We start from the raw sequence: 21,430 nt of genomic DNA, 5'->3' as shown, positions 1-21,430 counted from the left end.
CCTTCAGAGATTTACTGGAGCACCGGATACACGATCAGCCCATCTCTTTCGTCAGAAACGGCTCTGGGCTGTCCGTTTCTTCCAGCCCCTTTCCTGTGATCTGCCAAAACCGATTGCCGACACTGCGCAAGAAACTGCGATCGTGACTAACAAGCAGACAGGATGCATTATGTGTAATCAATTCATCCTCAAGAGCCTCTTGTCCCTCGATATCAAGATGGTTCGTCGGCTCATCGAGTAAGTAGAAATTCGGATTTTTCAGCCTTAATATCAGCATCGCCAAACGCGCCTTTTGTCCGCCGGACAGCGCTCCGATCCGGGTATCTTGCATCTGGATCTTCACGCCCGCACCCGCCAGTACGCCGCGTGCGCGTTGGTCACCTATGTCAAACTGCCCCGCCACAGCCGTCATCGGCGTCTCGCTATCCGAAAGTTGGCTCAGATGTTGATCAGAATACGCTGGCACAACCGAGGGAGCACAACTGACCGCTCCTCCGCTTCCAGAAAGTGCATCTTGTACCATCTCAATCAATCGGGTTTTCCCGGTGCCATTCGCCCCCAAAAGTACGATGCGGTCTCCGGGCAAAATCCATTTCCGCCCGGTCTTGTACAGCAGCCGACCGTCTGGGGTTTCAACCCGTGCGTCATCCAAAGTGACCAGAGCTTTGGCATGAGTTCCACTGTTGGCCAGTTTGATACCACCTGCGCTGTGTTCCCGGTGGGCGGGTTTGGCACTCGCCTCAATCTGCGCCGCCCGATCATTTAGCTGTTTGGTCTTCGTGACCAAAAGGTCGGACCCGGAATTAATACCGATGTTCTTGAGCTTTGCCGCCTGTTTGCGCAACTGCTGCGCCTTGTTCAAATCATTGGCAAACCGCCGTTGGTCAGCGGCGTCTGCTTCATCAAGCGCTGTGCGTGCTGCCGAAAACGGGAGCGGAAAAGCGTGTGATCGCTCCTTGCGCAAAAACAGTGTTCGGTTAGTCGTCGCATCAAGAAATGCTCGATCATGCGATGACACAACAACCGCTACATCGCGCCGCAACCCGGACAACCAGTTTTGGAGCAGTCCAATGCGACGCAGATCCAAATGGTTGGTTGGCTCATCCAGCAATAGAATATCTGGTTCCTGAATCCAGGCAGCGGCCAACAGTGCAGTCCTTTGCCAACCACCGCTCAAATCATTGAGTGGGCTATGCTGTAACTCGTACGGAACACTCAGGTCATCAAGCACCACATCCACCCGCCAGCTTTCATATTCCGCCTGCTCGGTAGGAAGGGCGTCCAACACCCAATTGTAGAGCGTTTTGGCAAAGGCATGATCTGGAACGTATTGGGTCACATATCCAACTCGCAAACCGCGCGCTCGGATGATTTGTCCGGTCGTCGGTTCGTTTTGGCCGGTCATACATTCCAAAAGTGTTGTCTTGCCGCGGCCATTAGCGGCAACCAATCCAATGCGATCACCTTTGGAAATTGCCAGGTTCAGATTATCAAAAAGAAGATCACCACGGATTACGCTTAATGCGTTGATATTCATAACAGTCATCGGAGTCTCTGCTCATACTAGGAGGTGCCGCGATGCGGCTTTGGGCAGACCGATTGAAATGTTGTTTCTCGGACCCGCCCTGCAAACGTATTTACAGGGCGAAACGGGGACCATGCTGAAGTCGGCGGATGATACGCATGTTCAGCTTGTGCCCTCCCGTTGTAGATTGTGACTGTGTTCGCAGACCTTAGAAAACAATGTCCATCTCAGCAAGTGCCTCGCTGCGGAAAGCACACCCTAGTTACATTTTTGTAGGTCAGCAGCAGAGAACCTGCTGCTGCCATTCTCTGCGGTAGTTTTCAACTGGCGAATGAACCCAAAACCGTTGTTGACAGGTTTTTGAATCTGAATAAGGTACATGTATGAACAAGCTTGAACAAGAATCAACAAGTAGCGATCTGATCGGAGCCTCCAAGTCGGTCAGAATAGCGCATCAGCTGGAAGAAGAGATCAGGTCCGGCGGGCTTGGAAACGGGACACCGTTAGCCAGCGAAAATGAGCTTGTCAGACGGTTTTCGGTCAGTCGAAATACCGTGCGCAAAAGTCTCGAAATCCTCTGCCGCAAAGGCTTGATCACGACCCGGAGAGGGATCGGATCATTTGTGACCTTTGGTGGTCAAACTATCGACGACCGCACCGGATGGAGTGTCGCGCTGTCCTCGGGTGACACCGAGCTCGCGACCCGCGTCTTACGTCTTGCGCGCGGGGGAATGGATCTGACTGATGTACCGGATTTGACCGACACCGACTTCCTGATCGTCGACCGCTTACGGTTTCGCGTGAAAACCGGTCAGGGCGTTTCGCTCGAACGCAGTCGCGTTGCCTGGCGTTCTGGGTTTTCCGAAATCCTGGATAACGGCCTTGAAAATGGGTCATTGACGGAAACGCTGCGGCTTCGCGGGCTGAGCGTCGACGGGGGAAAAGAATGGGCCCGAGTGCTGCCTGCCCTCAGCGCGGCGGATGCGGCCGTGATGGGGCGTGAGAAGGGCGAGCCAATGCTGCGGCTTTGCCGTCTGACGCGTTCAGCCGACGGGGCAACCCTGGAATATGTCGAGAGCATTCTGGATCCGGACCTGTTCGGTCTGCAAATGGAGTTTTGACAGCGTTGACGGACAGAGGCTTGGCATATGATCGCGCGTGTGGTGCCCTCGCCGGTATGGCGATCGGGGATGCATTAGGCATGCCATCCCAAACCCTGTCGCGACAGCAGATCGCAGACCACTATGGTGATATCACCACCTATGTCGCGCCTTACCCGGATCATCCCGTTTCGCACGGCCTTCGGGCGGCACAGGTGACGGATGACACCGAGCAGGCGTTCTTGTTGGCGAAACGCCTTGTCGAAGACTGCAATGGCTTTGACGAGGCGCTTTGGGCACAGGACTTGCTGGATTGGGAACGCGATGTCAGGGCGCGGGGTTTGCGCGATTTGCTGGGGCCGTCCTCCAAAGCAGCGCTCGCCGCGATGCTGGCCGGGGAGTCAGCACTTGAAACCGGACGAAATGGTACAACGAACGGCGCTGCGATGCGGATCGCCCCGGTTGGAATTGCCACCAAATACGAACCATCCGACACTTTTCTGGACCGCGTCGAACTGGCCTGCCGGATGACGCACAACACAGGCGAGGCGATCGCCGCAGCCGCGGCAGTTGCTACCGTTGTCAGCAGCGGCGTGGACGGGCTTGATTACGACGCTGCGATCACAGCCGCTTTAGATGCTACCGAGAAGGGGCAGGAACGCGGTTACCGGTCAGGTGAAACCGATATGCGCAAGCGGATATCTTACGCATTGAACCTAGCGGACACAGGTATCGCTGCTGACGAATTTGCGCAGTTAGTGGGAACGTCTGTCGCATCATATGAATCTGTCCCGGCGGCATTCGGCGTAGTGCGAATGGCTTCAGGTGATGTTTGGGAAGCCGCACAGATCGCGGCCAACATAGGAGACGATACAGACACCATCGGTGCGATTGCCGGCGCGATGGCAGGTGCCTGCGCTGGCATCCAGAGTATTGACCCTAATGTGCTTGCCCCTGTCCGCTCGGCAAATGACCTCGCAATCGAAGCGACGGCTGAACAACTGCTGACCCTGCGCGGCGTTTCAGCAGATGCTCTACGCGACACGACGGAGGCAACGAGATGACCAATCGCCTCTTGCAGATGTCCGGTGTCGTTGCCGACCTTCTCTACGAAGTCGAAGCCGTGCCTGCGCCGGGGGAAGAAGCCATTGTCAAAGGTTTCTCAATCACGCCGGGCGGTGGTTTCAACGCGATGGTCGCCGCGAAACGCGCTGGCATGATGGTGTTCTACGGTGGCTCGATCGGGTCCGGTCCGTTTGCCAAAATTGTTCGCGAAGGCCTCAACACTGAGAGTATTCCTTTCCTGCGGACACAGGATCTCAGCCGCGATCAGGGTTGCTGCACCGTGATGATCGACCCGCAAGGCGAGCGAACGTTCGTGGCCAGCGACGGTGCCGAGGGGCATGTAACTGACGAAGATCTGACTCAGATCAGCTTTCATGAGTTCGGTTGGACGCTGTTATCGGGTTATGCCTTGCACTACGCCGGATCGCGTCAGTCGTTACACCAATGGCTGACCGGTGACGACAAAATACGCAACTTGGTTTTCGACCCGTCGCCCATAGTCGCCTCACTAAATCGCGAGGCTCTTCAGGCAGCGATGACCCGAGCAACGTGGATCAGCGCGAATATGCGGGAAGCAGCGGTTTTGACAGGACACGCTGATCCGGCCGAAGCCGCCAAAACACTCGCTGAAACACGCCCCGGCGACGGAGGTGTCGTAGTGCGTCTGGGCGAAGACGGCTGCATTCTGGCCCGGCAGGGTGCCCTTGAACACATCGCACCTTTCCGTGTTCAGGCCTTGGACACAAATGGGGCCGGTGACACTCATATCGGCAGTTTCATTGCCCGAATGTCACGCGGCGAATCCCCAAAACAAGCTGCCGTTTACGCAAATGTCGCAGCAGCTTTGTCGACCACACAAAAAGGACCGGCGACGGCCCCAACCGAAGCGGTCGTCGAAAACGCCCTGAGCAAGAAAGAGGCTGGTTGATCGAGAACCGAAGCTAAAGACCATCCAACTGGGAGACGACAATGAACAAACACATCTTTCTGGCAACCTCAGTTGCCCTCACAACCATGGGCACGGTCGTACTGGCTGATGAAATTCGCGTTCTGAATTGGCAGGGCTATGGCACCGATCAGGACTGGGCCATCGCTGCGTTTACCGAAGCCACCGGTCACACCGTTGTTCATGAATACTTCAACTCGGAACAGGAGATGCTGACAAAGCTGCGGACCAATCCGGGTGCCTATGACGTGGTTCTGATCAATGCGGCCTTCACCCCTCAGGCGCAGGCCGAAGGGTTGATTGGGCCGGTCGATAGCTCGCTTGTTGCCAACTTTAGCGATGTCTCAGAGAACATGGCCACCAATCAGGACCTGAATGCAGGTGGTGCGCTACATGGTGTGCCCTGGACCTGGGGCCTGACCTCGTTTGCAGTGAACACCAATGAGTTCAGCGAAATGCCAACCTCGATCGAGGTGTTCTGGGATCCAGCACATGAAGGCAAGGTGTCGATCCGCGACGATGCGCTGGAGGCGGTTCAGTTCGCGGCAATCGCCACCGGTCAGGACATCAACGACATTCAGGATCTGGATGCCATTGAGGCCAAGCTGGCGGCGTTGATGCCACAGATCAAAACCTACTGGGGTTCGGAGAACGACTGGAACCAGTTCATGGCCGCCGGTGATCTGGACGTGGCGACCTTCTGGTCCGGTTCTGCAAGCAGGTCGATGGCCTCTGGTCTGCCGGTTCAGTTCGTCGTCCCTGATGAAGGCGCAATCGGTTGGCTTGACGGGCTGTCCATCCCTGAAACCTCTACCAAGAAAGAGGCAGCACACGCCTTTATCAACTGGATGATTGACCCGGAATTTTATGTGAAATGGGCCGAAAGCGGTGCCCCGGCCTCGGCAAATGCCAAGGCCGCTGATGCTCTGCCTGATGACGCATTCAACAAGCGCGTTCTGGGCGATCCTGCCGTTGTGGCCCGTGTGCAGTTCCAGCGTCCGGTCTCCGATGAAAACCGCGAGAAGTACCTGGAATTGTGGCAAAGCCTGAAGGCCGCGCAATAATCAGGCCAAAGCAAGGGAGAAAGCAGACATGTCAACGGTTCTTGCCCGTCAGGACAGGCTCAAGATCGCCTCGTTGCTTTCCCCCGCCTATATCTGGCTGACAGTGGCAATTTTTCTGCCACTGTCGGCGATGCTCTATTTCAGCTTTCTGTCGGATGTGCCGTTTGGCGATGCCGAATGGCGTTACACCACGGACAATTATCAGGCGTTCTTTCAAACCTCGACCTATGCAACGCTGCTGTGGAAATCCATCAAGCTCGGCCTGACGGTGACCGCGGTTTCGGTGCTTGTGGGTTTTCCCTGCGCCTATGTGTTGGCCAAGGTGATCAAGGGAAAATCGCGCGAGGCACTGTTTCTGCTGGTTATCCTACCCTTCTGGTCAAACTCACTGGTTCGTATCTTTTCATGGGCGATCGTGCTGCGCGGGAACGGAGTGCTCGATCTGGGCCTGAATGCAATTCTGCCTTTTGAGGTGGATGTGAATCTGATGTTTTCGACTCCGGCCATCGTGATCGGGCTGGTTCATTCCTATCTACCTTATGTGATCCTGACGTCGTATCTGGCGCTGCAGGCGATAGACGACAGCTTGATCGATGCCGCCCGCTCAATGGGTGCTAACAAGTTGACCATCCTGTGGCGCCTCATTCTCCCTCTTTCGCTGCCAGGCCTGTTGGCGGGCGCCGTGCTGATATTTGTGCCCGTAGTCGGGTCATTCATGGAACCCCGCATCCTAGGCGGACGCGTTGGCACATATTTTGGCACCGTCATCGAGGACCAATTCGTTGCTGTCTTCAACTGGCCATTGGGAGCCGCATTGTCATTTATCCTGCTGGCAGTTGTGTTGCTGATCCTGGCAACCGCCAGCCCGGTTCTGCGGAGGGCTCAGACATGAAGGGGACTTATCTCGCCTGGATCGGAAAAGCCTGGCTTGGGCTGATCCTGTTCTTTCTTTACGCGCCGATCATCGTCATGGCGTTCATGTCATTCAACGCCTCGCAATATTATCAGCTGCCATTTGAGTTCTCGCTGACTTGGTACGAAAAGCTCAGCCAGAATACCGAGATCCTGAATGCTGCGACCCGGTCGGTTCTTATCGCGCTGGCCACGACTGTGATTGCCACAACACTGGGGACAGCCGCATCTTTGGCGCTTTTCAGGTTCGAGTTTCGCGGAAAGCGATTTCTGCAGGTCATGCTGTTCCCGCCGATCGCAATCCCCTGGCTCATTACCGGCACGGCAATGTTGATCTTTTTCTACGGCGTCGGATTGGGGCGTGGCACACCTTCTGTTCTGATTGGCCATGTCGCTCTCGCTCTGCCTTACGTAATCGTGGTGGTAAGCGCTCGGCTGGCGACCTTTGACGTGACTCTGGAAGAGGCTGCCCGATCCATGGGCGCAGACAGCTGGACCGTGACCAGACGCGTGACCCTGCCATGGATTGCGTCGGGTATCATCGCGGGTGCCCTGTTCGCCTTCGCGGTCAGCTTTGATCAGTTCGTCGTCTCGTATTTCCTGTCCGAACCCGGTGACAGTACTTTGCCGGTGCTGATCTACACGTCGATCCGCAAAGGTTTCACGCCGGAAATCAACGCAATCTCGACAATCATAATCGTCATCTCAATGGCCGTGATGCTGTTTGCAGCCCGGTTTTCAAATTTCGGAGGAGAGCGCTGATGGCCGAAGTCTCTGTCCAGAACGTCACTAAATACTTTGGATCGCTCAAGGCGCTGAACGATGTCACCATGGATTTCCCGAACGGCGGGTTCTTTGCCCTGCTCGGCCCGTCCGGCAGTGGCAAGACAACGTTGCTTCGCGCGATCGCGGGATTCATCTTTGCGGATAGCGGCTCGATCTATATCGGCGACCAATCTGTCGAGAACATTCCGGTCGAAAAGCGCGATATCGGGATGATGTTTCAGAACTATGCCCTGTTTCCCAACATGACAGTGGCGGACAATGTGGGCTTTGGTCTGCGCGTGCGCAAAGTAGGCGCCGCAGAAGAGCGCCGCCGTGTGGGTGAGGCGTTAGAGCTCGTTCAGCTCGGCCAGTTAGGCGACCGAAAACCGCACCAGCTTTCCGGCGGGCAACGACAGCGCGTGGCATTGGCACGGGCAATCGTGACCAATCCCAAAGTGCTGTTGCTGGACGAACCTCTGTCAGCGCTGGACAAGTCGTTGCGTGTGGACATGCAGATCGAACTAAAGCGCATCCAGCGCGAGATTGGGATTACTACGATCTTTGTAACCCACGATCAGGAGGAGGCTCTGACATTGTCCGACAAGATCGGCATCCTCAGGCAGGGCACTATGATTCAAGCCGGCCCACCACGGGAGGTGTACAATAACCCCGTCGATATCTTCACAGCCGAGTTTCTGGGTGAAGCAAACATTCTGACCGCTCAGGGCGGCACAGCGCTGAGCTCTGCCAGGGCGGATATCAAGCTGCCAAGCGGGGCGACAGAGCAGTCTACTCTCGCTGTCCGGCCCGAGAACATGAGCATTTCAACCTCGGAGCCCGGCGGGGATGCGATTTCCAAGATCCCCGCAACACTGGTCCGGCGCATCTTTGCTGGTGCAATGGCGACCTGTGTTTTGGAAAACGGCGGAAACACATTCAAGGTGATCGCGCGCGATCAGGACATCCCGGACCTACCAGAAGGCGGCGAAATCTGGCTGAGCTGGAAACCGGAACACACAATGGTTGTTCCCAACCCATAGTGGATTTTTTTGGTCCCAAGCGGTTCAGTCACAAATTCCCTTGAGTGCACAGCAAGCAGAATAGGTGGCAGCCCTGCTATTTCTGGGCTGCATTTTGCTTTTCGAAAGTCACTTTCCCTCTTTCACTTCTGTTAAAGCCGCCTGCATCTTCACAATTCTCGCATCGCGCAAAGCGGCAAGTTCTTCGACTGATGTGTCGTTGTGCGATGCCGCCAGACCCTGTGCTAGCAATTCTGCAACCTCAGGGGTGAGTTGGGGTGTTCCAAGATCATCCCACCAGCCATTGAACGTGTCGGCGAAATGATCACAAAAAGCAGGAAGACCGCCTGATCCGGCACCAAGGCTGAAAAGCGTCGTCGGCCCCATGGCGGCCCATCGTAACCCGGGTCCGGCGGACATGGCCTTGTCGACGTCTCCGACGCTGGCGACACCGGTTTGCACCAAGTGAATGGCCTCGCGCCAGACAGCCGCCTGCAATCGGTTGGCGACATGGCCGGGGACTTCCTTGTTAACGCGGATAGTGACCTTACCGATGTCCTTGTAGAATGCCTCGGCCGTGGACACCGCATCTGCGTCAGTCAGGTCGTTGCCCATCACTTCGACCAGCGGGATCAGGTGCGGCGGGTTGAAAGGATGGCCAAGAATAAAGCGACCCGGGTTTTGCCAACCTGCCTGCATCTGGCCAAGTGTCAGACCGGAAGCCGAGCTTGCGATGACAGCGTGCAGCGCGATACCCGGTTCAATCTCAGCAAAAATTGCGTGCTTGATCGGCAAGCGTTCGGGGACGTTCTCCTGTACGAAGTCCGCGCCCTCAACCGCTTCGCGTGCCGAACGAACGAAGCTGACCTGATCCGGGGAACCTCGCGTTGTCAAACCCAATTCATTCATGGATTTCCAAGCTTGGTCGATATAGGCGCGTACGTCGCTTTCCACACCATCGGCGGGGTCGTAGACCGTTACAGACCGGCCCGAGGCCAGAAACAGGGCGGTCCAGCTGGCGCCAATTGTGCCCGCGCCCAGAACAGCAGTATGTGAGATTTCTACCATCAGAATAGCCCTGTATTGATAGGTGATGCAGCAGTCATTCCACCGTCAATCGTGAACAACTGCCCGGTGGCGAACCCTGCCTCATCCGACGCCAGCCATACGGCCATGGCAGCAATGTCGCCAGGCTGGCCAAACCGGCGTGTGGCATGCCGGGACAGCGCGTCTTTTCGGGCTGCCTGCGGGTCATCGGACAGATCAAAACCAGCGTCCAACATGCCTGTCTCGATCCAACCTGGGCAGATCGCATTGCAACGAATTTTTGGGCCATGATCCACCGCGATCGAGCGTGTCAGCCCATGAACAAAAGCCTTTGACGCGTTATAGAGCGCCATGGATGGGTCTGCGACCTTGCCGGAAATTGATCCGATATTGATGATCGACCCACCCTGCGGCATGGTTGGAATAAACGCCCGGCACATATTGAAGACGCCCCGACAATTAGCCCCAATGACCAGATCCCAATCGGCGTCGGTACTTTCGACAACAGTTTTTTCAACCTGCACGCCAGCATTGTTGACCAGAATATCGACGACACCGGCAGCTTGAGCCAGTTCTTCGACCTGCTCCACGTCAGATACGTCCGCACCGTACCAGGTTACCGCATCCGGCAGGCCCTTAGGCCGGTTACCGCGCCCGCATGTGCTAACGGTTGCGCCCTCGGCTAAAAAAGCCTCAACAATCCCGCGCCCGATGCCTTGGCGGCCACCGGTGACCAGTGCTCTTTTCCCAGCCAACCGCATCAGTGTGCCACCATGACGTGACGGATCGAAGTATAGGCATCCAGCGCATAGACACTCATGTCGCAACCGGTTCCGGATCCTTTCATCGCAGCCCATGGCATTTCCGGGGTCCCTACCCCATGAGTGTTGACCCATGTAAATCCGTAACGCAGTCGGCTGGTCATTTCCATTGCGCGACCGACATTTGCGGTCCAGACCGAAGAGGCCAGCCCATAACGGTCAGAATTGGCAATGCGCAAGGCATCTTCGGCGTCACTGAAACGAGAGACTGAGACGACGGGGCCGAAAACTTCATGAGTGGCCACCTCAGCATCGTTGTCGACATTGGCCAAAACAGTCGGCTTGTAGAAGTAACCCGCACCATCGCCTGAGGCGCCGCCGACTACGACCTCGCAGCTGGCTCGGGCGCGATCAACGAAGCCCGCTACACGATCACGCTGGCTGGCTGAGATCACCGGGCCCATTTCAGTGCCTTCAGCCTTCTGCCTGCCGATCTGGATTTGGCTGACCTGAGCCGCAATGGCCGCAACCAGTTTGTCATAGGCACCATCCTGTACCAGCACGCGGCAAGGCTGAGCACAATCCTGACCCGCGTTGAAGAAGCTGCCAAACCTGATCGTTTCGGCAACGGCCTCAATATCTGCATCGTCAAAGACGATCACCGGGGCCTTGCCACCCAATTCCAGATGTACATGCCGGATCTGGTTGCCCGCAGCCCGCATCGCCGCCATGCCAGTGGCAGGACTGCCGGTCACTGTAATGGCCTCCATCCCGGGGCTGTTGATCAACTGATCTCCGATAGTCGGACCGGCGCCATGGATCACATTCAGAACACCTTTAGGCAGAATATCGTTCAAAAGCTCAGCGGCTCGTAACGTGGATAACGGCGTGAGTTCCGAGGGTTTCAGGACAACGGTGCAACCTGCGGCAATGGGAGCGGCCAGCTTCCAGGCGGCCATCATAAGCGGATAGTTCCAGGGTGCGATGGCCGCGACTGGCCCAACCGGATCGCGGCGGATCATACTGGTATGGCCCGCCACATACTCACCTGCGGCAGAACCAGACATCGTTCGCGCCGCCCCGGCGAAGAACCGGAATGTGTCGATGATCAGTGGCATCTCATCGTCACGAGCCGAGGGCCAGGGTTTGCCAGCGTTCAAACTTTCTAGCTCGGCCAGTTCATCCTGATTTTCTTCAAGGCAATCCGCGATAGCCAGCAACAGCGCGGACCGTTCCGCCGGGGTGCTGCGCGAGAAGCTCTCAAAGGCTGCTTCGGACGAACGCACTGCGGCCTCGACCTGTTCTGGGCTGGCTTCTCGTAACCGGGCAATCTCTGCCTCGGTGGCTGGGTCGACGATGGGCAGCTCGGCACCGGCGCCCGCAACCATCTCGCCATTGATCAGCATGTTTGTCTGCATGTTTCCCCCTTCAGAAGGCAACCTGATCGCCACCCTTAAGCCCAAGGCGCGCACGTGCCTCGTCAGGGGTGGCGACGGTAAGGCCAAGATTTTCGACAATGTCGCGGATTTTCCGGACCTGCTGAGCGCTGGATACGGCCTTTTCACCGGGTCCGATGTACAAGCTATCCTCCATCCCGACGCGGACATTGCCACCCAGCAATGCGCTTTGGGTCGTAAAGGGCATCTGAAAGCGACCGGCGGCCAGAACCGACCATTCATACTCATCCCCGAACAGCTTGTTGGCGATAGTGTGCATGTGCATAAGGTTATCGAGGTCGGCGCCAACACCGCCCAGAATACCAAACACCATCTGCACAAAAATCGGACCGTCGATCCAACCCTGATCGCGAATCCACGCGAGGTTGTAGAGGTGGCCGAGGTCATAGCATTCGAATTCAAATCGGGTGCCGTGGCCCTGCCCCAGTTCCTTTATGCAGTATTCGATATCCGCGAAGGTATTTCGGAAAATGAAATCGCGGGTCATGTCCAGAAACTCGGGCTCCCACGCGTGTTTCCAGTTCGAATACTTATCCTTCATCGGGAATATGCCGAAATTCATCGACCCGATGTTCATGCTCGCCATCTCGGGCGAAGCTTTCACGGCGGCGCGCAGGCGTTCTTCGCGGGTCATGCCCAAACCACCACCTGTCGAGACATTCATGACCGCATCCGTGGCCTGTTTGATCCGTGGCAGGAAATCCATGAACAGGTCGGGATTTGGATCGGGCTTTCCGGTTTCCGGGTCGCGCGCGTGAAGGTGGATAATCGACGCACCAGCCTCGGCTGCTTCGATCGATGCAGCTGCGATCTCAGTGGGGGTGATAGGCAGATGCTCGGACATGGTGGGCGTGTGGATCCCTCCGGTCGGAGCGCAGGTGATGATGACAGGTTTCTGCTTGGCCATGGCGCGATCCTCAGAGCTTCATCTGCTGCACCTGGGCTGACAGCCCGCCATCCAGCACCCACAGTTGACCCGAGGCATAACGTGCTTCGTGCGAGGCCAGCCAATTGACCAAGTTGGCAATGTCTTCGGGCGTGCCATAGGTGCGCATCGGGTGAACATCGCGCACTGCCTGTTGCAGCTGATCGATAGTTTTCCCGCCCGCGCCAGAGCCATCGCCGGTGAAGAAACTCTGTAACATCGGCGTATCGATATAGCCCGGACAAATGGCGTTGACGCGGATGCCTTCAGGACCGTGGTCACAAGCCATCGCGCGGGTCAGTGCATGGACTGCCCCCTTGGTGGCACAATAAGCTGCGAGGCCCGGATCAGCGATGAACCCGTCATAGGAACCGAAGTTGATAATGCTGGCACTGGTCCCTGACTGGGCCGCTTTACGCATCAGCGGCAGTGCGTATTTCGAAGTCAGAAACGTGCCAGTGCAGTTTACAGCAAAGCTGCGGTTCCATTCTTCCAGCGAGGTGTCCTCGATGGTTTTTTCGATCTCGATCCCTGCAGCATTGACCAGAATATCCAGCTTACCAGTATCGGATTGGACCCGCTCCATCGTCGCGATTGCGTCGGCCTCTTGCGTGACGTCCAGTTTGACAAAGACGCTGCCATCCTCGTCATGTTCAGACAGCGAGCCCTGCGGGGTAAGATCGGCGGCGTAGACATGGGCACCTTCGCGGAGGAAGCGCGCGACGATTGCACGCCCAATGCCACCGCGCCCGCCAGTCACCAAAGCGGTTTTGCCTTCAAGTTTTCCTGTCATCGGGTGTCCTCGGGTTTAAACGATAGTGTTCGGCGGCCACAGTCCAATCCATGTGGTTGCGCACATATTGCTGGCTGGCGTCAGACGGCGGGTTGTAGTCCCAATGCTCTCCGGCCCCTGCCTCCATCGCAGCATGCAGCGCGTGCCGGGATTTCTGAGTGGCGATAATATTGCGACGCAGTTCTTCGCTGTCCCATCGCTCGGTCACTTCTGCAGCGAAAGCTGCGGCAGTATCCCGATAAGAAGGCTCATTAGCTATGTTTTTCGTTTCCAGCGGGTCCTGAGCCAGATCATAAAGCTGAGGCGGGTCTGCATCACAATGAATGTACTTCAGAGGCCCGCGCCGGATCATGAAAACGGGATAGGGCGTCATCTCGGCACAGTATTCGCCGATCGCTTCATCCACTGGGTCGGCTTCGCCACGCGCGAGGGGCATCAGGGAACGGCCATCCACCGGTTCGCCCAAAGTCACTGCACTGCCACCAGCAATGTCGATGAAGGTTGGCAACAGGTCCAGAAGCGAGCACGCATTTCCGGCTACACCATGGGAAACACCCGCGCCCGCCATAATCAGCGGTACACGGGCAGAGTGTTCGAAGAAGTTCATCTTGTACCACAACCCACGCTCACCCAGCATGTCGCCATGATCTGCTGTCACGATGATGATGGTGTTGTCGCGTTCACCGATATCGTCGATGGCTTTGACAATTGCACCGACCTTGCTGTCAAAATAGCTTACATTCGCCAGATAGGCACGGCGGGCACGGCGCACCTCTTCCTCGGACAGGGGCACCACGCTGGCTTCGATCCCATCCATCACCCGGCGCGAAAACGGATCCTGCTCATCCAGCGCAGGCACATATTCAGGCATGGGAATCTCATCGTCATCATAGAGGTCCCACCATTCGGGTTTGGCGACGTAGGGATCATGCGGATGGATAAAGCTGGCCACCATGCAAAAGGGTGTATCCTGCCCCGCCGCGCGTTCGCGTCCCCGGTCAATCAGCCAACGACGCGCGGCAAAGCCGACCTCGTCATCGTAATCGGTCTGGAACGTGGCGACAGCGACACCGCTTTCCTTGACCGTCTGCATGTTGTGATACCACTTATCGATGCGCTCGTCCGGAGCCTCCCAATCTGGGGTCCACGCAAAATCGGCAGGGTAGATATCGGTGGTGACGCGATCCTGAAACCCGTGTTTCTGGTCGGGGCCTACGAAGTGCATCTTGCCGGACAGGCAGGTGCGATATCCCAACGCCTTAAGATAATGAGCAAAGGTTGGGACCGAAGCGCGGAATTCGCTTGCGTTGTCATAGGCGGCGATGCGGCTGATCAACTGGCCCGACATGAAGGCAAACCTAGACGGTGCGCAAAGCGGCGAATTGCAATAAGCCGCATCAAATCGCATTCCCCGCGCCGCCAGTGCGTCGATATTCGGAGTCCTGGCGACCGGGTGGCCGTAGGCTCCGGTCCAATGTGGGGCCAGCTGATCAGCCATGATGACAACGATGTTGGGCCGCGTCATCTGACGGCTCCGGCATAGGCCTCCAGAACCAAACCATGAAAGTGGTGAACTGCGTGTTCGGATTTTCCCGATCCGGTCGGGTCATTGACAATGCGTCCTTGGGTGAAGGCGGGCGTGCTCATGCCACGCTGAACGCTTTCGACCAGGCTGATGTCCTCGACCTGCAGGACTTCATCCAGATAACGGATGGCATCGAGTTCGCCTTCATCGGGTTCGGGCGTTTCAAGGAAGAAGTCATATGTCTCCAATGTCCTATCCGGTCCGACGGGAATGATGTTCAGTACAATCATGCTGGACCGTCCGGGATACCGCATCAGGCAGGTTGTCGGCCACAGCCACCAGACCGCATGGGTGCGCACGGTGGCGTTGGAAACATCATAGGCGGTATTTGCCGACTTCCCCGCATCCGCCATGTGGCTGGAATAGATGCCGTGTGTGGTGACCTTGTAGGTATCCATATCCACCAGATCGCAGAAATCCTTGTGCGCGGTGGGGCAGTGATAGCACTCCAGAAAATTGTCGACGACATTCTTCCAATTCGACTTGATGTCATAGGTCAGGCGGTGACCAAAAGTGAGTTGGTCTATGTCGGGTGCCCAATGGCGGATTTCAGTTTCCAGATTGCCTGACTGCTCTTCCAGCGATGCCGCGGTCGGGTCCAGATTGACGTAAACAAAGCCAGCGAATTCTTCGACCTGAACTTGATCGAGACAGATCTCACCGGTGCTGAAATTCTCAAGATGTTCAGTTTCCGGCGCACGTACCAGCTGACCGTCCAACTTATAGACCCAAGCATGATAGGGGCACATGATGCGGGTCGTATTGCCTTCCCCTTTCAGCAACTCGTGTGCACGATGTTTGCAGACGTTGTAAAACGCCCTCAGAACACCCTCGCGGTCCCGAACCACCGCAATAGGTTGCCCAGCTATTTCGATGGTCACAAACGAACCGGATTCCCGCAGTTTCTCAACGTGGCAAACCCATTGCCAGGACTTGGCTATGATTTCACGCTGATCGGCAGCAAACCACTCTTGCTTTACATAAGCATCGGCTTTCAGAGATTGCGAATTGCCCGCATCCGCCGAATAGCCCTCAGCGATGGTCGCGAATTGAGCCTGGGTCGGTAGGTCTGTCATTTAGGACACTCCTTTGCCTGCCGGTTTGCAAAGGTATGATCTGCCAAAAACCACAATGGTTTGGGCAGTCAAATCGCCACAAACTAAACTTTATTCGCCATCCCTTATACCCACAGCTGGACGGTACATCGGCCAGGCCCGAAACTCGAACGGTACCCTGCCCTCGATCCGATCCTGACTTGGAGGCAGACCAAAGCGTTGCTTGTAAGCACGTGCAAAATGGACCTGGCTGGGAAATCCGCAGGCCTGCGCAACTTCGGAGATGGGAAGCTCTGTCTGTGTGACCAAACCTCTCGACCGGTCCAACCGGATATCCCGGTAATACAATTGCGGACTGGTCTTCACATACTCCTGGAACAGGCGGTTCAACTGACGCTGAGAAACCCCAGCAAGCTTGCACAGCTCGGGAATGGTAATCAGCGTTTCCAAGTGCTGTTCCATGATCGCGATCGCTTTCCGGACCTTGGGCGGCGCCGTGTTTCCCAGAGGTTCCAGTTGGCTGTCGGTCTGATGTGCGCCCAGCCCACGAAGATTGGGATAGAACAGATATTTTGCGCAATCGTTTGTCAGTGCATCGCCGACAATCCCGTGCAGCAGAAACAGTGCAAATTCGCCGGTTGCAGTCCCGCCACAACAAGTACCGATATTGCCTTCGTGAAGGAACAAATCCTCACACACCTCAGTCTCTGGATATTTCTCACCGAAAGCATCTATATGCTCGTAATGGACGGTGGCACGTCGCCCCCGCAAGAGACCTGCTTCGGCCAGGATGAAGGCCGCGGTATCGATCCCTGCAACATAGCTGCCAGTCCGTGCGTATTTGCGTATCGCAGAAAGCAGGGGCTCACTGGTAAAAGCTTCGGGCGTCCAACTGCTGGACGCAACGACTATGTCTGGTCGTGATTGCTTAATGGAATCCAGCGGCCTGACCGCAACTTCCACCCCGTTGCTGGCTTGGCAAAGCGCGCCGGTTTCACACGCTATACTCCACTGAAAAAGCTGTTTTCCAGCCAGGTAGTTTGCAGCCCTGAACGGGTCCAAAAACGCCATCGTCGCCGCAAGATTGAAATGCGGCGTGACCAGAACCAGAATCTCGGTCAATTCGTTTTTCTTCAGCATGGCCACGACGCAGCGGTCTCTAAGAAACAAGGATGCAACTTTAGAAGATCATTCCCGGCATAGAAACGCCAGCCTTCACCGAGTGTGGATACTGCGGAAACATCTTCCCAATTGAGGTCCGAGTTTAATCACCATGAACAAATCGTTTCGTGACTGACGATGATGCCGCGCCCCGCCAACAAGTATTCAAACTCGCACACCCTCGGTACGAAACAACGTTAGGCTCAAACGGCGTATAAAATCACTGATCGCAGAGAACGGCATCCATTCAAGTGGGCTTTCGAAACACGTTTGCTCATGACGAACTGTCTTACCTACGGGGTCATAGCGTCAACACCTTGTCGAAACCGACCCGCGCTACATCAAACCAAAGGTCAACCAAAGCCGAACTTCGACACTCAAAAACCCCTTGAAGGCTAATTGGGCAGGCATTGACCTGGTTTGCGTGATGGCAAGAGATCGACTAACGCCCGAAAACTCCCTGCAGCAGCAGCCTATGCATTTGACAGGGTGTCGGCTGTTCTTCTGCCTCCTTCAGCATTGTTCAGAAATTGCGTCAGTTTCCAGTAGTTTTATTGGTTTACAATATGCCAGCCACCATTATGCGCATAATTCGCTCTTTTTGTTCGTTACATTAGAAATTTGACTCACTCACTATTACCTTCGATAAGTATCTATTATCATGTGTGATTGATTTCACCAGAAAATCGGCACAGAATGGCGGCCATGAAGCCTCCCGTCCCATATCTACCAGCCACTACCCCTACCCTAACTCTCGCCGATCAGGAGGCTCTGAGTGACCTGTATATCCGAGGAACCCCGGAAAACACTTTACGGGCTTACGAACGTGATCTGGTCTACATCACAGCATGGAAATCTGCCCGGTTTGGTGCCGCACTGGCCTGGCCGGAATCCGAGGCCACAGCGCTCGCTTTCATTCTCGATCACGCCCGCGATCTCAGCAGCGCATCTGAGGCGGACATCGCCCGGCAATCAGCGGACATGCTGATTGCGCAGGGATTGCGCAAGACGCTAACCTGCCCGGCCTCGTCCACGCTGGACCGGCGCATCGCGTCCTGGCTGGCGTTCCACCGGATGAAGAACCTCACCAGCCCTTTTGATGCGCCCCAGGTCAAACAGGCGCGCGCCAAGGCGCGCCGGGCTACGGCCCGCCCTCCTGCCCCGAAATCTGCCCATCCTATCACGCGTGGCATTCTCGAGCAGCTTCTGGCAACCTGCCGTGGCAGCCGTCGGGATTGCCGTGACCGGGCTTTGCTGATGCTGGGCTGGGCCTCGGGTGGGCGACGACGTTCCGAGATTGCCGGATTGCGGCGCGAAGATGTCAGTCTGAAGGATTTCAACAAGGCCGGGCTGATCTGGCTTTCGCTGCTGGAAACCAAAACCACCCAGAAAGGTGAAACACCCCGGTTGGTGCTCAAGGGGCGCGCCGCACAGGCGCTGGTCCATTGGATCGAGGTTGGCGAAATTCGCGATGGACCGCTGTTCCGCCCTATCTCCAAAGCGGATCGCGTACTCAAGCGCCGCCTGTCACCCGATGCGATCTATCAGATTATCCGGCACCGGCTGAAACTGGCGGGCCTGCCCGAAGACTTTGCCTCACCGCACGGGCTGCGCTCCGGCTTCCTGACACAAGCGGCGCTGGACGGTGCGCCGATTCAGGCCGCAATGCGCCTCTCCCTGCATCGCTCGCTCGCTCAGGCCCAGAAATACTACGATGACGTCGATATTGCCGAGAACCCGGCGACGGATCTGCTGGGATAGTTTGCAAACAAAATGGCGCCGGAACTCTCTCCGGCGCCATTGCTGAAATTCAAGCCAAATATCATTTTCTTACCCGTGGGTAAGATCATCCTCTTCCCAGAGATCCGCAATAAGTGTTGAGATGGCCTGTTCCAACCGGGCCCTGTCGACCCGTGTGAAATCGAGGTCATACCGCAGATCAATACGCCCGCTTGATGCCGAACACTTCGCGATCCCTGCCCGTCCGGACACCTGAAACGTTGTCTTGGCTCGACGTGGTTTGCTGTTGTTCTTCGTTGCATTCTTGGTCGGCTCGGCAGCTTCTGTGTTTAAGAAGCTGCGTAAAATGGCAACCTCACGGCTACTGTCCCGGTCAGGTTCACTCATCAACGCAGAGCTCACCTGCCCGATAAGGCCGGGATCTGTATCAAACTTGCGCTTCAGTTCCACACCGACATTGCGCGGAATGTCGTTGGGATGCATCAGCACTTTCTCCAGCAAGGAAAGAAGACTGGCGAAAGCCCGAATATAGCTGCGCTTGGTGTAGCTCGCCGACTTGAACAGGATCGACACAGCCTTATCGACATCCACACAATCGTTGTTCGGATCATCTGCAAATGCCCGCGCAAGTGCACCCATTTCAGCGAAGGAGATATCCTTGCGGATCAGATTTTCATCCACCATACGGCGATAGCTGTCGTTCAGCTCTGACGCTTCGGCGATACCTGCAGGGATTTTGGCATAGGCTTCATCACCGGTTTCCTCGTACAGGGCGCGATATGCCGAGAGGCGCCGCATTCCTTGAATCAGGTCAAATCGTCCATCGGGTCGACGTTCTACGCGGATGGGGTTGGACAGGCTAATCTCCTGGATTGAAAGTTTGAGCTCATCCAGTTCGGGATCAGGGCCGGGTTTGCGATCGCGCGTCAGCTTTTCAGTCATCACATCGGATAATGCGATGTGCTCAGTCACAAGACCTTCGGAACGTAAACGGACAAGCTCATGCGCCAGTCGATCATTCTCGGACCGAATTGCATCTTCTGTAGATTGTTGGTCCCGCAACGCATCCGCATTCTCGGAAATCGCAGCGGCCATTGGACCGCGACGTTTTTCGAGTACTTTGTCAGGAACCTTGCCAACCGGTATATCCTCAACAGCCGGCATATCGATATCGAACATTCTGCGTTTACGGCTCATGCGTCATCCTCCAGCTTGTCCCAGGCCGACAACATTACGCCCCGGAATTCTTCATATACATTGTCAAAGGTCGATCGTGCGCGCCGCCAGGTCTCCCGTGTCATTTCGCGGTAGTCCATTTCATAGACCGAGCTCAGGAAGCGGCCTGACTGCTCAACTGCGCGGGTCATCTCGACAGGGTGCTCGGCAACGTGTTCGCCGAAAACCTTGCGGAACGCATCGAACATGGCAAGGTGCAGTGCGTTTCCGGGTTCGTAACGCGTCAACAAGAAGCGAAGTTCACAGAATGTCTTGGGCAGACCAATCTTACCCGTGGGTAAGGTCTTGTCGAAACCATAGGCAAGGTCTTCGAGCGCCTCAGCCAATTGACCAATGAAAGACGTGGTCGAGTCATATTCCCAATATCCTGGGCCGGACGGCACATAGAGCATGTCAGCAGCGAAGACCGCATTCATCGACTGATACCCAATGGCCGGAGGACAATCGAACAGGATCAGGTCATAGGCATCGTCGGGAATCTGATCGAGATATCGGGATACCGCGGCAAAGAACGACCATTCCGGATTCAGATGCCGATACTGCGCAGAGGCAAATTCAACGAAGGCAGCGTTGGCGCAGGAGGGGATGACATCGATGGTCGACCATGAGCTTTGTTTGATAAAGTCTGCGATGCGCAGGTCACCAAGACCCATGTCGGTGATCGAGGGCGGCAACTCGCGGCGGGGCAGGGCAGTTCCAGATTCCGCTGCCGCCGGGCGGTTGTTCATCCGCTCGGTCTCGCGGATCAGGTCCCGCGCCATGATGCCCCAAACGGTGAAGTCCTCGGTCACATCCGTTAGACCCATGGAATGGCTCAGCGTCGCCTGGGGGTCGAAATCTACCACCAGCACGCGATACCCATCCAGAGCGGCGGCATGCGCTAGATGCAATGCGACGGTCGATTTGCCGGCGCCACCCTTGAAGTTCGCGACTGCCGCACGGATAGCCCGCTTTCCTACAGGACGTGGCGGCATCAGGGATCTGCGATTGACCTTGAGCCGTCGACGCAGCTCATTGACCTCCTCAAGGCTGAACCAACGTTGCCGGCCGTCTGGCTCCACCTCTCCACCGGGTAGAGAAGGGTCAGCGGCCAGCTTGCCGCGAAAGGTTGACTGGTTCACCCGAAATATCAGCTCGGAAACTTCCCAGCTGGAAAACCGGCGCAGCGTCTTCTCCATCTCGGGGCTGAAAGTTTGCTGGCGAATCCAACCCTGCAACTTCAGGGATTGATTGCGCAATGCATTCAGGTCTTCGTGCGTGTACATGCCTCAGCT

Annotated in this window: 19 protein-coding genes; 8 read left to right on the top strand and 11 right to left on the bottom strand. The window is 56.4% G+C overall.

Annotation, left to right across the window (positions count from 1 at the left end):
- Window positions 1-34 precede the first annotated feature (34 nt).
- Window positions 35-1,546, bottom strand: coding sequence for an ABC-F family ATP-binding cassette domain-containing protein (locus ACR0CW_RS14175; RefSeq protein WP_480788277.1), 1,512 nt, complete (start codon window positions 1,544-1,546; stop codon window positions 35-37).
- A gap of 362 nt (window positions 1,547-1,908) precedes the next feature.
- Between ACR0CW_RS14175 and ACR0CW_RS14170 the strand changes: the two genes are divergently transcribed.
- Genes ACR0CW_RS14170 through ACR0CW_RS14140 form a run of 7 tightly spaced genes read left to right on the top strand, consistent with a single transcriptional unit; the run spans window position 1,909 to window position 8,417 of the window.
- Window positions 1,909-2,646: a GntR family transcriptional regulator gene (locus ACR0CW_RS14170; protein ID WP_480788276.1), complete on the top strand. Its 738-nt coding sequence runs from the start codon at window positions 1,909-1,911 to the stop codon at window positions 2,644-2,646.
- Window positions 2,647-2,666: 20 nt separating this feature from the next.
- Window positions 2,667-3,689: an ADP-ribosylglycohydrolase family protein gene (locus ACR0CW_RS14165; protein WP_480788275.1), complete on the top strand. Its 1,023-nt coding sequence runs from the start codon at window positions 2,667-2,669 to the stop codon at window positions 3,687-3,689.
- Window positions 3,686-4,618: a PfkB family carbohydrate kinase gene (locus ACR0CW_RS14160; RefSeq protein ID WP_480788274.1), complete on the top strand. Its 933-nt coding sequence runs from the start codon at window positions 3,686-3,688 to the stop codon at window positions 4,616-4,618. The genes ACR0CW_RS14165 and ACR0CW_RS14160 overlap by 4 nt, the downstream gene beginning before the upstream one ends.
- Before the next feature lie 41 nt (window positions 4,619-4,659).
- The gene (locus ACR0CW_RS14155; protein ID WP_480788273.1) at window positions 4,660-5,700 is read left to right on the top strand and encodes an ABC transporter substrate-binding protein; all 1,041 of its coding nucleotides are present in this window, start codon (window positions 4,660-4,662) and stop codon (window positions 5,698-5,700) included.
- A 28-nt stretch (window positions 5,701-5,728) separates the two neighbouring features.
- A complete protein-coding gene (locus ACR0CW_RS14150; protein ID WP_480788272.1) occupies window positions 5,729-6,592 on the top strand; it encodes an ABC transporter permease in 864 nt (287 codons plus the stop codon).
- The gene (locus ACR0CW_RS14145; protein ID WP_155149408.1) at window positions 6,589-7,374 is read left to right on the top strand and encodes an ABC transporter permease; all 786 of its coding nucleotides are present in this window, start codon (window positions 6,589-6,591) and stop codon (window positions 7,372-7,374) included. The genes ACR0CW_RS14150 and ACR0CW_RS14145 overlap by 4 nt, the downstream gene beginning before the upstream one ends.
- Window positions 7,374-8,417, top strand: a complete 1,044-nt coding sequence (locus ACR0CW_RS14140) for an ABC transporter ATP-binding protein (RefSeq protein ID WP_480788271.1) — start codon at window positions 7,374-7,376, stop codon at window positions 8,415-8,417. The genes ACR0CW_RS14145 and ACR0CW_RS14140 overlap by 1 nt, the downstream gene beginning before the upstream one ends.
- Before the next feature lie 108 nt (window positions 8,418-8,525).
- On the opposite strand, the gene ACR0CW_RS14135 is transcribed toward ACR0CW_RS14140, so the two are convergent.
- The 8 genes from ACR0CW_RS14135 to ACR0CW_RS14100 form a co-directional block, all read right to left on the bottom strand.
- The gene (locus ACR0CW_RS14135) at window positions 8,526-9,464 is read right to left on the bottom strand and encodes a 3-hydroxyacyl-CoA dehydrogenase NAD-binding domain-containing protein (protein ID WP_480788270.1); all 939 of its coding nucleotides are present in this window, start codon (window positions 9,462-9,464) and stop codon (window positions 8,526-8,528) included.
- Window positions 9,464-10,204: an SDR family NAD(P)-dependent oxidoreductase gene (locus ACR0CW_RS14130; RefSeq protein ID WP_480788269.1), complete on the bottom strand. Its 741-nt coding sequence runs from the start codon at window positions 10,202-10,204 to the stop codon at window positions 9,464-9,466. Before ACR0CW_RS14130 ends, ACR0CW_RS14135 begins: the two co-directional genes overlap by 1 nt.
- Complete coding sequence (locus ACR0CW_RS14125; protein WP_480788268.1) at window positions 10,204-11,622, bottom strand: aminobutyraldehyde dehydrogenase; 1,419 nt, start codon at window positions 11,620-11,622, stop codon at window positions 10,204-10,206. The genes ACR0CW_RS14130 and ACR0CW_RS14125 overlap by 1 nt, the downstream gene beginning before the upstream one ends.
- A 10-nt stretch (window positions 11,623-11,632) precedes the next feature.
- On the bottom strand, window positions 11,633-12,568 hold the full coding sequence (gene kce, locus ACR0CW_RS14120; RefSeq protein WP_480788267.1) for a 3,5-dioxohexanoate:acetyl-CoA acetone transferase: 936 nt from the start codon (window positions 12,566-12,568) through the stop codon (window positions 11,633-11,635).
- Window positions 12,569-12,578: 10 nt separating this feature from the next.
- Window positions 12,579-13,379, bottom strand: coding sequence for an SDR family NAD(P)-dependent oxidoreductase (locus ACR0CW_RS14115; protein ID WP_480788266.1), 801 nt, complete (start codon window positions 13,377-13,379; stop codon window positions 12,579-12,581).
- Complete coding sequence (gene betC, locus ACR0CW_RS14110; protein WP_480788265.1) at window positions 13,363-14,904, bottom strand: choline-sulfatase; 1,542 nt, start codon at window positions 14,902-14,904, stop codon at window positions 13,363-13,365. The genes ACR0CW_RS14115 and betC overlap by 17 nt, the downstream gene beginning before the upstream one ends.
- Complete coding sequence (locus ACR0CW_RS14105; RefSeq protein WP_480788264.1) at window positions 14,901-16,040, bottom strand: aromatic ring-hydroxylating oxygenase subunit alpha; 1,140 nt, start codon at window positions 16,038-16,040, stop codon at window positions 14,901-14,903. Before ACR0CW_RS14105 ends, betC begins: the two co-directional genes overlap by 4 nt.
- Before the next feature lie 90 nt (window positions 16,041-16,130).
- Window positions 16,131-17,159 carry a GlxA family transcriptional regulator gene (locus ACR0CW_RS14100; protein WP_480788263.1) on the bottom strand — a complete coding sequence of 343 codons (1,029 nt, stop codon included), beginning with the start codon at window positions 17,157-17,159 and terminating at the stop codon, window positions 16,131-16,133.
- 726 nt (window positions 17,160-17,885) lie between these two features.
- On the opposite strand from ACR0CW_RS14100, the gene ACR0CW_RS14095 reads away from it, so the two are divergent.
- Window positions 17,886-18,941: a tyrosine-type recombinase/integrase gene (locus tag ACR0CW_RS14095; RefSeq protein ID WP_480788262.1), complete on the top strand. Its 1,056-nt coding sequence runs from the start codon at window positions 17,886-17,888 to the stop codon at window positions 18,939-18,941.
- 69 nt (window positions 18,942-19,010) lie between these two features.
- Here the strand turns inward: ACR0CW_RS14095 and ACR0CW_RS14090 are convergent, their stop codons facing one another.
- Window positions 19,011-20,117, bottom strand: a complete 1,107-nt coding sequence (locus ACR0CW_RS14090; RefSeq protein ID WP_480788261.1) for a ParB/RepB/Spo0J family partition protein — start codon at window positions 20,115-20,117, stop codon at window positions 19,011-19,013.
- Entirely contained in the window at window positions 20,114-21,421 is a 1,308-nt protein-coding gene (locus ACR0CW_RS14085; RefSeq protein WP_480788260.1) for an AAA family ATPase, read from the bottom strand. The genes ACR0CW_RS14090 and ACR0CW_RS14085 overlap by 4 nt, the downstream gene beginning before the upstream one ends.
- Window positions 21,422-21,430 lie beyond the last annotated feature (9 nt).

It is taken from the genome of Ruegeria sp. CH6, from assembly GCF_056537005.1.
This window is presented reverse-complemented; position numbering and strand designations above follow the sequence as displayed.